Source organism: Burkholderia glumae LMG 2196 = ATCC 33617, assembly GCF_000960995.1.
In the GTDB taxonomy this organism is placed as follows: Bacteria; Pseudomonadota; Gammaproteobacteria; order Burkholderiales; family Burkholderiaceae; genus Burkholderia; species Burkholderia glumae.
In genome coordinates, this window is the sequence record NZ_CP009434.1 from 2327246 (window position 1) to 2340708 (window position 13463).

The following is a 13463-nucleotide window of genomic DNA, read 5'->3' on the forward strand; positions in this document are numbered from 1 at the left end:
CAGCCACCGCGCGCCGAGCGCGGCCCCGCGCCGTCGTGCAACGGCGGCTTCGGCGCGGGCGCCGCACCCGAACCACGGCCGCCCGCCCCGGCTCAGTCCGCCGCCTGCGCGCCGCCCGCGGCGCGCGCCAGCACCGGCGCGAGCGCCTGCCCGGTATGGCTCGCGCTCACGCGCGCGAGCGCCTCCGGCGGCGCGGCCGCGACGATCGTGCCGCCGCCCACGCCGCCTTCCGGACCCAGGTCGATGATCCAGTCGGCCTCGGCGATCACGTCCAGATCGTGCTCGATCACCACCACGCTGTGGCCGCCGTCCACCAGCCGGTGCAGCACGCGGATCAGCTTCGCGACGTCGGCCATGTGCAGGCCGACGGTCGGCTCGTCGAGCACGTAGAGCGTGTGCGGTGCCTTCTGGCCGCGCCGCGTGACGTCGTCTCGCACCTTGCTCAGCTCGGTCACGAGCTTGATGCGCTGCGCCTCGCCGCCCGACAGCGTCGGCGACGGCTGGCCGAGCGTCAGGTAGCCGAGCCCGACGTCCTGCATCAGCTGCAGCGGATGCGCGATGTTCGACAGCGCCGAGAAGAACGCCACGGCCTCGTCGATCTCCATGGTCAGCACCTCGCCGATGTTGCGGCCGCGCCAGGTCACGGCGAGCGTCTCGGGATTGAAGCGCTGGCCGTGGCAGACCTCGCACGGCACCTTCACGTCGGGCAGGAAGCTCATGCCGATGGTGCGCACGCCCTGCCCCTCGCAGGCCGGGCAGCGCCCGTTGCCGGTATTGAACGAGAAGCGCGAGGCGGTGTAGCCGCGCGCGCGCGCCTCCAGCGTGTCGGCGAACAGCTTGCGGATGGTGTCCCACACGCCGATGTAGGTGGCCGGGCACGAGCGCGGCGTCTTGCCGATCGGCGTCTGGTCCACCTCGAGCACACGGTCGATCGCCTGCCAGCCGCTGATCGACTCGCAGCCCTGCCACGCGTGCGTGACGTCGAGCGCCGGCCGCGGCGCGCTGCGCGCCAGCACGCTGGCGCGGCGGTTCGCGGCCGGCGCGTCCTGCTGCGCGGCCTTGCGCGCGCGGCGCGTGGCCGGCGACGACAGCACCGAGCGCCCCACCGCGTCGAGCAGGTTGGCCATCAGCACGTCGCGCGCGAGCGTCGACTTGCCCGAGCCGCTCACGCCCGTCACGGCCACCAGCCGCGCGAGCGGAATCCCGACCGTGACGTCGCGCAGGTTGTGCAGCCGGCCGCCGTGCACGGTCAGCCAGTGCGCCGGCGTGGCCTCGCCGCGCCGCGCGTCGGGCGGATTCACGGCACGGCGCGGCTGCAGCGGATGCACGATCGGCTGCGCCAGGAAGCGGCCGGTCAGCGACGCGGGCTGCGCGGCCAGCTCGGCCACGCCGCCCTGCGCCACCAGCGTGCCGCCGCGCTTGCCGGCGCCCGGCCCGATGTCGATCACGTGGTCGGCGCGGCGGATGGTGTCCTCGTCGTGCTCGACCACCACCAGCGTGTTGCCCTTGTCGCCGAGCTTGCGCAGCGCGTCGAGCAGGATCCGGTTGTCGCGCGGATGCAGGCCGATGGTGGGCTCGTCGAGCACGTAGCAGACGCCCTGCAGGTTGCTGCCGAGCTGCGCGGCCAGGCGGATGCGCTGCGCCTCGCCGCCCGACAGGCTCGGCGCCGCGCGGTCGAGGCTCAGGTAGCCGAGCCCGACCTCCTCGAGGAACGCGAGGCGGCTGCCGATCTCGCTGACGATGTCGCGCGCGATCTGCGCGTCGCGCCCGTCGAGCCGCAGGCCGTCGATCCAGCAGCGCGTGTCCGACACGGTCCATTGCGCGACCTCGACGATCGGATGGGCGTCGAACCTGACCGCGCGCGCCGTCGGGTTCAGGCGCGTGCCGTGGCAGTCCGGGCACGGCTCGCTGCCCACGCCCTCGGGCTCCTGCTCGTCGGACGGCAGCGTCTGCTCGCGGCCGCGATCGTCGCCGCCGAGCACCGTGTCGTCGTAGGCCGCGCGCTGCTCGCGCGTGAGCGCGAGGCCGGTGCCCACGCAGGTGGTGCACCAGCCGTGCTTGCTGTTGTACGAGAACATGCGCGGATCCAGCTCCGGATAGCTGGTGCCGCAGGCCGGGCAGGCGCGCTTGACCGACAGCACCTTGACCGCGCCGATCGCGGCGCTCGGCCGGCCCTCGGCGAGCGCGCGCTGCAGCCCGTCGAGCGGCGCGAGCAGGTGCATCACGCCCTTGCCGAGCTCGAGCGTCTCGTCCAGGCGCCGCCGCAGCTCGGCCTCGCTGTCGGGCGACACGACCAGGTCGGCCACCGGCAGCTCGATGGTGTGCTCGCGGAAGCGGTCGAGCTTCGGCCACGGCTCCACCGGCACGAACGCGCCGTCCACGCGCAGGTGCGTGCTGCCGCGCGCCTTGGCCCATTTCGCGAGATCGGTGTAGACGCCCTTGCGGTTGACCACGAGCGGCGCGAGCAGCCCGACATGCTGGCCGCGATGGTCGCGCAGCAATTGCGCGGCGATCGATTCGACCGACTGCGAGGTGACCGGCGTGCCGTCGTGGATGCAGTGCTGCAGGCCCAGCTTCACGTACAGGAGCCGCAGGAAATGCCAGACCTCGGAGGTGGTCGCCACCGTGCTCTTGCGCCCGCCGCGCGACAGGCGCTGCTCGATCGCCACCGTCGGCGGGATGCCGTACACGGCGTCCACCTCGGGGCGCCCGGCCGGCTGCACGATCGAGCGCGCGTAGGCATTGAGCGATTCCAGGTAGCGGCGCTGGCCCTCGTGGAACAGGATGTCGAACGCGAGCGTCGACTTGCCGGAGCCCGACACGCCGGTGATCACGTTGAAGCGGCCGTGCGGGATGTCCACGTCGAGCGCCTTCAGGTTGTGCTCGCGCGCGTTGACGATGCGCACCACGTCCTCGCCCTCCACCTCGCGCCGCGCGCGCATCGCGCTCAGCTTGGCCTGCAGCGGCACGCCGTAGCCGGCGTGCGCGCCGTCCTCGGCGGCCTGCAGGTCGATGGCGCGCTCGTACTGCAGCAGCGCCTCGCCGGTATGCGAGCCGGCGCAGCCCTTCACGTCCTCGGGCGTGCCGGCGCACAGCACCAGGCCGCCGCCGTCGCCGCCCTCGGGGCCGAGGTCGATCAGCCAGTCGGCGGCACGGATCACGTCGAGGTTGTGCTCGATCACGACGAGCGAATGGCCGCCCGCGAGCAGCTTGCCGAACGCCTGCATCAGCTTGGCGATGTCGTCGAAGTGCAGCCCGGTGGTGGGCTCGTCGAACATGAACAGGCGGGCGTGGCGGGCCGCCTTCGCGGCGCCGTGGCGCCCGCCGCTGCGCACCGCCGCCGCCGATTCGGCGAGGAAGCCCGCCAGCTTCAGGCGCTGCGCCTCGCCGCCCGACAGCGTCGGCACCGGCTGGCCCAGCTTCACGTATTCGAGCCCGACGTCGACGATCGGCTGCAGCACGCGCAGCACCTCCTCGTCGGCCGCGAAGCACGACACGGCCTCGCTGACGGTCAGCTCGAGCACGTCGGCCACGCTCAGCGCGCGGCCCGCGCGCTCGATGCGCACCTCCAGGATCTCGTCGCGATAGCGCCGGCCGTCGCAGTCCGGGCAGCGCAGGTAGACGTCGCTCAGGAACTGCATCTCGATGTGCTCGAAGCCGGAGCCGCCGCAGGTCGGGCAGCGGCCCTCGCCGGTGTTGAAGCTGAACATGCCGGCGCCGTAGCCGCGCTGCAGCGCGAGCGGCGCCTTCGCGAACAGCTTGCGGATCTCGTCGAACGCGCCCACGTAGCTGGCCGGGTTCGAGCGCGTGGTCTTGCCGATCGGCGATTGATCGACGAACACCACGTCGCTGACCTGCTCGGCCCCGCTCAGGCGCCGGAATGCGCCCGGCGACTCGGTGGCCTTGCCGAGCTGGCGCGCCATGGCCGGATACAGCACGTCCTGCAGCAGCGTCGATTTGCCGGAACCGGACACGCCGGTCAGGCACACCAGCCGCTGCAGCGGAATCTCCACCGTGACGTCGCGCAGGTTGTGCTCGCTGGCGCCTTCCAGCACGATGCGCGGCGTGGCCGCGTCCACCGGGCGGCGCTCCCAGCTCGATGCGTGCGCAACCTGCTTGCGGCCGCCCAGGTATTGGCCCGTCAGCGTATCGGCCAGGCGGATCTCGGCCGGCGTGCCGTCGTAGACGATCGCGCCGCCGCGCTCGCCCGGCCCCGGCCCCATGTCGATCAGCCGGTCGGCGGCGAGCATCACGGACGGATCGTGCTCGACCACCACCAGCGTGTTGCCGGCGTCGCGCAGGCGCTGCATCGCCTCGACGATCCGGTTCAGGTCGCGCGGATGCAGCCCGATGCTGGGCTCGTCGAGCACGAACAGGGTCTTGGTCAGCGAGGTGCCGAGCGCCGTGGTCAGGTTGATGCGCTGCACCTCGCCGCCCGACAGCGTGCGGCTCTGGCGGTCGAGCGTCAGATAGCCGAGGCCCACGTCGCACAGATACTTCAGGCGCGTGCGCACCTCGGCGAGCAGCAGCTTCAGCGCGTCGTCGAGCAGCGCGCTCGGCAGCGTGAGCTCGTCGAAGAAGCGGCGGATGCGCTCGATCGGCATCAGCATCAGGTCGTGGACGGTCAGGCCCGGCAGCGCCTCGAGCTGCGCGCGGCTCCAGTCGACGCCGCGCGGCAGGAAGCGCGCGGCCGGGTCGAGCACGGCGTCGGCGTTCGCCTTGCTGCCGAGCCGCCACAGCAGCGACTCGGTCTTCAGCCGCGCGCCGCCGCACACCTCGCAAGGCGTGTAGCTGCGGTACTTCGAGAGCAGCACGCGGATGTGCATCTTGTAGGCCTTCGATTCGAGGTAAGCGAAGAAGCGCTTCACGCCGTACCACTGGCGCTGCCACTCGCCGTCCCAGTCGGGCGAGCCGTTGATGACCCAGTCGCGCTCGGCCTCGGTCAGCTCGGACCACGGCGTGCCGCGCCGGATGCCGGCGCGCTCGGCGTAGCGCATCAGGTCGTCCTGGCATTCCTTCCACGCGGGCGTCTGCATCGGCTTGATCGCGCCGCCGCGCAGCGTCTTGCTCGCGTCGGGAATCACCAGGCCGAGATCGACGCCGATCACGCGGCCGAAGCCGCGGCAGGTATCGCAGGCGCCGTAGGCCGAATTGAACGAGAACAGCGCGGCCTGCGGCTCCGCATAGCGCAGGTCGCTGTCGGGGCAATGCAGGCCGGTGGAGAAGCGCCAGACCGCGGGCCCGGCGCCCGCCGCCGCCTCGCTTGCCGCAGCTGCGTCCGCCGGCTCGGCTGCCGCGGCCAGCACATAGACGTCCACGCGCCCGCCGCCGCGCTTGAGCGAGGCCTCGATCGCCTCGATCACGCGCGCCTTGTCGGTGCGGTGCAGGCGGAAGCGGTCGGCCACCACGTCTAGCACCTGGCGCGTGCCGTCGGCCGCCGCCACCTCGCGCTGCGCCTGCACGCGCGTGTAGCCGCTCGCCGACAGCCACTGCTCGACTTCCGCGGGCGTCACGCGCTCGGGCAGCTCGACCGGAAACGTCACCACCAGCCGCGGGTCGTCCGCGGCGGTGCGCGCGGCCAGCTCCGCGTAGATCGTCTCGGGCGTGTCGTGCCGCACCGGCTGCGCGGTCCGGCGGTCGAACAGCTCGGCCGCACGCGCGTACAGCAGCTTCAGGTGGTCGTTCAGCTCGGTCATGGTGCCGACCGTCGAACGCGAGCTGCGCACCGGATTGGTCTGGTCGATCGCGATCGCGGGCGGCACGCCGTCCACGCGGTCCACCTGCGGCCGGTCCATGCGGTCGAGGAACTGCCGCGCGTAGGCACTGAAGGTCTCGACATAGCGGCGCTGGCCCTCGGCATAGAGCGTGTCGAACACCAGGCTCGACTTGCCCGACCCGGACGGACCGGTCACGACGGTCATCTCGCCCGGGCGCAGGTCGAGATCGACGTTCTTGAGATTATGCTGGCGTGCTCCGCGAATGCGGATCAGATGGCTGGATGACAATTGGCCTGTCCGTAGGAATGGGTTGACCGGTGTTCACGAGGCCGCGCGGCTCGACGGGGCGGGAACGGCGCGAGATGCGACGGCTACTATACTGTATATTCATACAGCTTGCTGGCGGGGCTTCGCACCGGGGCGGCGGCCGCGGCGCGCCTCACTCGACGGGCGGCACCGCGCCTTCCGACAGGGTCCGGATCAGCCGCGCCCGGCGCCGTTCGAGATCGGCGATCTGGCGCTCGATGGCCGCGAGGCGGCGGCGCTGCGCCTCGCTGGTCTGCTCGCAGGAGCGTGCGCCCTCGAGCAGCAGCATGCAGTCCGGAAAGCCGCGAATGTCCTCGATGGTGAAGCCGGTGGCGATCATGCGCTGGATCTGCGCGACCTGCGTGACGGCCTGGGCGGGAAACATCCGATAGCCGTTGTCGGCGCGCACCGAGGCGAGCAGGCCGTGCCCGTCGTAGTGCCGGATCGAGCGCACGCTCGCGCCGGTGCGGCGCGCCAGTTCGCCGATCGTCAGCCGCTCGGGAGCAGGCATCGTGTTCATGCCGCGCAGGCTAGCACGATTCGCTTGACTCTGACATCGGTGTCAGGGTTCAGAGTGGCGGCTCCCCCGCTTTCCGAGGAACCGCCATGTGGTCCCGTCTGCTCTCCCGCCTGCTGCCCCATCTGTTGATTGCCGGCGCCTGCGCCGGCCCGCTCCATGCCGCGAGCGCCGCGCCCGTCTTCTACACCGTCGTCTCCGCCGACGGCGTGAAGCTCGCGGTGCAGGAAAGCGGCAACCCCGAGGGCGCGCCGGTGATTTTCATCCACGGCCTGCTCGGCAGCCGCCTGGACTGGGACGCGCAGCGGCAAAGCCCGGCGCTGCGCCCCTACCGGCTCATCACCTACGACCTGCGCGGCCACGGCCGGTCCGGCCGGCCGTCCGGCGCCGCGCCCTATCACGACGGGCACCGCTGGGGCGACGACCTGGCGGCCGTGATCGCCGCCTCGCACGCGCGCAAGCCGGTGGTGGTGGGCTGGTCGCTCGGCGGCGTGGTGATCTCGAACTACCTGGCCGCGCATGGCGACGCTGGGATCGCCGGCGCCGTCTACGTGGACGGCGTGGTAGAGCTGACGGCGCAGCAGCTGGTCGCGCATCCGGGCGTCTATCGCGACATGAACTCGCCGGACCTGAGAACGCATCTGGACGGCGAACGCGCGTTCCTCGGGCTGTGCTTCCACCATCGCCCCGCCGCCGACAGGTTCGAACGGCTGCTCGCCAACGCCGCGCTGGCCTCGTGGGACATGCAGCGCGAGATCCCCGCCATGACCGTGTTCGCGGCCGAGGGGCTCGGCCGGGCGCACGTGCCGCTGCTGTTTCTCGACGGCGGGCGCGACGCGCTGGTCGACGCGCCGGCCGCGCTGGCGCGCGCCCAAGCGCTGAATCCGCGCGTCGTCGCCAAGGTGTACGCCGATTCGGGCCATGCGCCGTTCATTGAGGAACCGGCACGCTTCAACCGCGAACTGGCCGCGTTCGTGAAGGCCGCGACCGCCGCGGCCGCGGGGCCATGACGCGCACGCGGACAACACCGTGTGCCCCGACCTCACGCCGCAGGCCGCGCCGGACGCGTTCCCGGGCTTCGCCGCGCTCGACGCCTACCGCCGGGCGTTCCGCGACCCGGCCGCGCGCCACGCGCTCTGCGAGGACTATCGCGCCGCCGCCGCGCAGGACCACGAGCACCAAGAGCACCACGCGCGCGACCGCGCGGCGGGCGCCGGCTGGCCTGCCCGCCGCTCGTGCTGTGGAGCGGGACCGGGCAAGGGGCGGCCGGGCCCGCGCCGCTCCAGGTCTGGTCGCGATGGGCGGCCCGCGCGGCGGGCGCCGGCCTGCCGGCCGGCCAGCTGCTGCCCGAGGACGCGCCGCATGCGGTACCGGCCGCGCTGCGCGCGTTCCTGCCCGGGCCGTCCCGAGCCGCGCGGCATCCCGCATCGCGCGCGGCGCGCCGGCACGAAGCCGGGCAACGCTGCGGCTATAATCGGTGCGCCATCCAACCAGGACCTCGCATGAAATCAGTGATCGCTTTGCTCGCCGCTGGCGCCTTCGCCTCCACCGCGTTCGCCGCCAACCCGGTCGAGAAGCTGCCCTCGGGCGTGATCGTCGAGCAGTTGAAGGCCGGCACCGGCCCGCAGCCGAGCGCGAACGACGTGGTGCGCGTGAACTATCGCGGCACGCTCGCCAACGGCACCGAATTCGACAGCTCGGCGCAGCACGGCGGCCCCGCCACGTTCCCGCTCAACCAGGTGATCCCGTGCTGGACGCAGGGCGTGCAGAAGATGAAGGTGGGCGGCAAGGCGAAGCTGACCTGCCCGGCCGCGACCGCCTACGGCAGCCGCGCCGTCGGCACGATCCCGCCGAACAGCGACCTGACCTTCGAGGTCGAACTGGTGGGCATCGGGCGGTAACGCCGCCAGCGGCGCGTGCCGGCCTGGCCGACCGCCGGGCCGGGCACGGTCGCGCGCGCGCCGGCACGTCCCCGTCAGCGGCCGGCGCCGGCACGGCAAGCACAACCGCTCGACCGCACGCTCGCGAGACAGCCCGGCCGCGCGCCCACCCGCGTGGCGCGCAGCGATTCCGGCCCGGGCATCCGTTCGAGTGTCCGCTCGGGTCTCCCCTCAGGCATCCGCTCCGTCCTCCGTCCTCCGTTACCCGGCTTCGCCGAACGGCGCGCCACGGCGCACGCCGTGCCGCGTTCCGCCGGCCGGCCGTGCGCGCAAACATGGCGCGGCCGCGCCGGCGGCCCGGCCCTCGCCGGCGGTCATGCCGCCGCCGGGCCATCCGGCCGCGGCGTTTCCAGATCGTCAACGATCCGATTTATCATGGCGCGTCCAAGCCGGCGCGCGAGCGGCCCTTGCCGCGCCCGCGCCGCGGTCGCTTCCCCTCTCCTTGCGTATGCTGACAACCGACACCGGCGGGACCCAGGTCGCGCCAGCCGGCGGCCCGCCGGTGGATGCCGAATGCACCGCGCTGCTGCATCTGGCGCGCGCGCATTTCGGCAGCGCCACGGCGCTGATTGTGGTGCCGGCCGCCGGAGCGATGCCTCCGCTCGCCCATGTCGGCGCCTGGCCGATGCCGCTGCCGGCCGATCCGTTCGCGGCCGATCCGTTCGCGGCCGACGCCGGCCGCGCGCCCGGCGGTCGGGCGCCGGCCGTGCTGCCTCGCGAGGGCCAGGCCTGGCTGCCGCTGCCCACCGCTGCCGCCGCGCCGGCCCAGGCTCCCGGCTGCTATGCCGCCTGCGCGCTGCGAGGCCGCCACGGCGGCCACCTCGGCACGCTGCTGCTGCTCGACGCGGCGCCGCGCACGCTCGACGCCGCCCAGCATGCGTTCCTCGCCCATCTGGCCAGCGCGGCCGGCCCGGCGCTGGAGCGGCTGCTGGCCAGCACCGCCGGCGTCGAGGCCGGCGCGCCGATCGCGCACGACCTGGTCGCGCTGGCGCTGAAAGGCAGCGGCACCGGCATCTGGGATCGCGACGTGGCCGCGGGCGAGATCCGTTACTCGGCGGAATGGAAGGCGATACTCGGCTACGAGCCGCACGAGCTGAGCCACCGCATCGAGGACGCGGTCGAGCGCGTGCATCCCGACGATCGCGCCTATGTGCAGGCCGAGATGCGCACGCACCTCGAGGGCGGCTCGGACCGCTACGAGGTGGAGCACCGGATTCGCTGCAAGGACGGCAGCTACAAGTGGATCTGCAGCCGCGGCAAGGTGGTGAGCCGCGATCTCGCGGGCCGCGCGCTGCGGATGGTCGGCGCCACCACCGACATCACCGCGCTGCGCGAGGCGGTCATGCGCCATCAGCAGACCATCGACCTGATCACGAACCTGACCGACGAGGTGGTCGGCCTGGTGTTCCAGTATCGCGAGACGGCGGACGGGCGGCGCTTCTTCAGCTACGCGAGCCGCGGCATCGAGCAGATCTACGAGCTCGACGCCAAGGACGTGGCGACCAGCGCGGAGGCGGTCGATGCGCGCATCGATGCGCGCGATCTGGCGGCCTACCGGCGCTCGCTGCGCGAGTCGGCCGCGAACCTCAGCCCGTGGCGCCTCGAGTACCGCGTCTGGCTGCCGCGCCAGGGGCTGCGCTGGCGGCAGGGCGAGGCGCGGCCGCAACGGCTGCCCGAGGGCGGCACGCTGTGGCACGGCTTCATCACCGACGTGACCGAGCGCAAGCGGATCGAGACCGAGCTGCACGAGCTCGCCACCACCGACCATCTGACCGAACTCTCGAACCGGCGCGACTTCCTGGCCCGCAGCGAAGCGGAACTCGCGAGGCTGCGGCACGCCGGCCGCGGCGCGACCGCCGTGCTGATGCTCGACCTCGATCACTTCAAGTCGCTCAACGACCGCTGGGGTCATGCGCTCGGCGATCGCGCGCTGCGCCACTTCGCGCAGCTGCTGCGACAGGAGGCGCGCGGCAACGACATCGTCGGGCGCATCGGCGGCGAGGAGTTCGCCGTGGTGCTGCCGGGCCTCGGCATCGACGCCGCGCTCGCCTTCGGGATGCGGCTGCAGCGGCGCATGAGCACCTCGCCGCTGGCCCTGGACGATCGGCTGGTGGTGCTGACGGTCAGCATCGGCGTCGATCGGATGATCCCGACCGATCCCGGCGTCGACCAGGTGCTCACGCGCTGCGACAAGGCGCTCTATCTGGCCAAGGCGCGCGGGCGCAACCGCGTCGAGCTGTACGGCGAGTGAGGCGCCCCCGCGCGTGCCGATCGCGCCGGTCTCGGCCCGGGCCGGCGCGCGCGGGGAGCCGCGGGCGCGCGCCGGCGCGTCATGTCCTGGCCGGCATCGCCGAGCGGTGCGCGGTCCGCCGCGCTGCGATTCCCATCGCAGCGCCTGACTCGATCGCCACGCCGCAGACCGTGAGCACGGCCGCCCGCGCCCTCGGTACGCGGCGATTCCTGCTGTCGTGATGTTCCGGCCCGCCGCCCCGGCTCTCGGTGCGCGGCGGGCCGGGGCTGTCGTCCGACCACTGCGCCCGGCCCTTGCCGGCAAGGGCGACATTCGCGGAAAGACGTGAATTCGATATCAGACATCGTATGTCTTTTCGGCCAATGACGCCGCCCTTCGCCATATGGCCGGCCACCCCGCCCCGGCGCACGCGGCCGCAACGGACACCCCAAGCACGGGCAATCACCGCCAATCTTCGCCAGTCGGATCGAGTTCGGCGGCACCGCGGACGCACCGCCCTAGGGAAGACACGGACGGGACACATCAGGCGCTGCCGGCGTATCATCATCATGTCATCGTATGACGTAAGACCGTTGCCCAGCCGCACATTTTTTATCGACAAGACCAAGACAGGACGGAGACCACAGTGAGCAAACGCGAACTCGAGACGAAAGCGAGCGACTCGGCGCAGCAGGAAACGCTTAGGATGACTCGGCGGCATTTCATCGGCTTCAGCGGCGCGCTGATGGGCAGCGCGCTGCTGGGCGGCTGCGGCGGCGGCGACGACGCGCCGGCCTCGACCACCGGCGCCGCCACGCCAAGCGCGCCGGCCACGCCGGCCGATCCGATCTGGGGGGCGAACGGCGCGGCCACCAACATCATCGCCTCGCTGAACGGCATCACGCAGTCGGCGTTTCGCGCCGTCGACTACCCGGTGGAAGCGTATGGCGCGCAGCCGTGCCCGGTGGTCGCGCAGACCAGCCCCTACACCGACCTCACCAAGTCGCCGGTGAGCCCGGGGGCGGGCGCCACGCCGGGCGCCGGCGCATTCGACTCGCGGCCGGCCTTCCTCGCCGCGATCGCCGCCTGCTCGGCGGCGGGCGGCGGGCGCGTGGTGGTGCCGGCGGGCAGCTGGTATTGCGCCGGGCCGATCGTGCTGCAAAGCAACGTCAACTTCCACCTGAGCGCCAACTGCACGATCTTCTTCAGCCCCAACCCGGCCGATTACGCCAAGGACGGCCCGGTCAACTGCGGCGCGAACGGCAACCTCTACTACAGCCGCTGGCAGGCCAACGACTGCCTGAACTTCGGCGCGCCCGTGTACGCGCGCAACGCCAACAACATCGCGCTGACCGGCGAAGGCCCGACCTCCACGCTCAACGGCCAGGCGATGACGCCGTTCGCCGGCTCGGGCAACACGGCCACCTGCTGGTGGACCTACAAGGGCAGCTCCGGCGCCTATGGCTGCGCCGGTTCGAGCACGCCCTCGCAGGCCTACACGAACCCGAACAACGTCGACCTGAAGACTGTCGCGCCCGGCATCTCCAGCGCGCTCTACACGCTGCTGACCAACCCCACCACGCCGTGGCAGCAGGACCAGAACTACCTGCCCGCGCTGTCGGAGGCGGGCGTGCCGGTGGCCCAGCGGATCTTCGGTCTCGGCCACTTCCTGCGGCCGTGCATGGTGGAGTTCATCGGCTGCACCAACGTGCTGATGGAGAACTACCACACCCAGAACACGCCGTTCTGGCAGCACCACCCCACCGACTGCACCAACGTCGTGATCCGCGGCGTGATGGCCGACAGCATCGGGCCGAACAACGACGGCTTCGATCCCGACGCCTGCAACAACGTGCTGTGCGACGGCATGGTGTTCAATACCGGCGACGACTGCATCGCCATCAAGTCGGGCAAGGATCTCGACACCGAATACGGCGCGGCGCAGAACCATGTCGTGCAGAACTGCACGATGAACAGCGGGCACGGCGGCATCACGCTGGGCAGCGAGATGGGCGGCGGCATCGAGAACGTCTACGCGCGCAACCTGACGATGCTGAACCAGTTCTGGGCCACCAACTCCCTGAACATCGCGATCCGCATCAAGACCAACATGAACCGCGGCGGCTTCGTGCGCAACTTCTACGTCAACGGCGTCACGCTGCCGAACGGCGTGAGCCTGACGGGAGGCGGCTACGGCAGCAAGCTGCTCACCGGCAGCCCGATCAACGCCACCGTGCCGCTCGGCGTGGCCAGCGCGACGGCCGGCAACCCGTCGGCCTCGCAGGGCGGCCTGATCACGTTCGACTGCGACTACCAGCCGGCCGGCGACGCGATCCGCACGCGGCCGGCGCTGGTGCAGAACGTCAACATCACCAACGTGACGGCCAGCAACGTCACGCTCGGCAGCGCGACCGGCTCGTGCTTCCAGGCGATCGTCGCGCAGGGCCCGGTGGCGTTCGACTACAACGGCGCGGCGCCGACGCCGGCGATTCCCGCCATCACGGGGGTGACGATCTCGAACTGCGATTTCGGCACGCCGGTCGCGGCCGGCCCGGCCAGCACCACCACGCCCGGACCGATCTACGCCTGGAACGTCAACGGCATCACGCTGCAGAACGTCAAGATCGCCGGGCAGCTCTACAACACCACGATCACCGACGCACGCTGACCAATCAGGCGCGAGCCGCCCGCGTCGACATTTCTCCGGCCCCCGCGCGGGGCCGCGCCGTTGCGGCGCCGGGCTGCTCGGCCGG

General features: G+C 72.1%; 6 protein-coding genes. 4 read left to right on the forward strand and 2 right to left on the reverse strand.

Going from position 1 to position 13463, the window contains the following annotated elements; all coding sequences use genetic code 11:
* Positions 1-92: 92 nt before the first annotated feature.
* Together uvrA and KS03_RS10540 are read right to left on the reverse strand one after the other, a co-directional pair.
* Positions 93-6005 (reverse strand): excinuclease ABC subunit UvrA, encoded by a 5913-nt coding sequence (gene uvrA / locus KS03_RS10535; protein ID WP_012733540.1) that lies wholly within the window; start codon positions 6003-6005, stop codon positions 93-95.
* A 151-nt stretch (positions 6006-6156) separates the two neighbouring features.
* On the reverse strand, positions 6157-6543 hold the full coding sequence (locus tag KS03_RS10540) for a MerR family transcriptional regulator (protein WP_012733539.1): 387 nt from the start codon (positions 6541-6543) through the stop codon (positions 6157-6159).
* 86 nt (positions 6544-6629) lie between these two features.
* On the opposite strand from KS03_RS10540, the gene KS03_RS10545 reads away from it, so the two are divergent.
* From KS03_RS10545 to KS03_RS10560, 4 genes are all read left to right on the forward strand, one after another.
* Entirely contained in the window at positions 6630-7550 is a 921-nt protein-coding gene (locus tag KS03_RS10545) for an alpha/beta fold hydrolase (protein ID WP_012733538.1), read from the forward strand.
* A gap of 492 nt (positions 7551-8042) precedes the next feature.
* Complete coding sequence (locus KS03_RS10550) at positions 8043-8441, forward strand: FKBP-type peptidyl-prolyl cis-trans isomerase (protein WP_012733537.1); 399 nt, start codon at positions 8043-8045, stop codon at positions 8439-8441.
* Between the two features lie 487 nt (positions 8442-8928).
* The gene (locus tag KS03_RS10555; protein WP_012733536.1) at positions 8929-10731 is read left to right on the forward strand and encodes a sensor domain-containing diguanylate cyclase; all 1803 of its coding nucleotides are present in this window, start codon (positions 8929-8931) and stop codon (positions 10729-10731) included.
* Positions 10732-11416: 685 nt separating this feature from the next.
* Positions 11417-13378 carry a glycoside hydrolase family 28 protein gene (locus KS03_RS10560; RefSeq protein ID WP_045678824.1) on the forward strand — a complete coding sequence of 654 codons (1962 nt, stop codon included), beginning with the start codon at positions 11417-11419 and terminating at the stop codon, positions 13376-13378.
* The last annotated feature ends 85 nt before the right edge of the window (positions 13379-13463 follow it).

Coding starts and splice junctions, on each gene's coding strand:
- KS03_RS10540 (WP_012733539.1), bottom strand. CDS start 6,543: ATGAACACGATGCCTGCTCCCGAGCGGCTGACGATCGGCGAACTGGCG.
- KS03_RS10545 (WP_012733538.1), top strand. CDS start 6,630: ATGTGGTCCCGTCTGCTCTCCCGCCTGCTGCCCCATCTGTTGATTGCC.
- KS03_RS10550 (WP_012733537.1), top strand. CDS start 8,043: ATGAAATCAGTGATCGCTTTGCTCGCCGCTGGCGCCTTCGCCTCCACC.
- KS03_RS10555 (WP_012733536.1), top strand. CDS start 8,929: ATGCTGACAACCGACACCGGCGGGACCCAGGTCGCGCCAGCCGGCGGC.
- KS03_RS10560 (WP_045678824.1), top strand. CDS start 11,417: ATGACTCGGCGGCATTTCATCGGCTTCAGCGGCGCGCTGATGGGCAGC.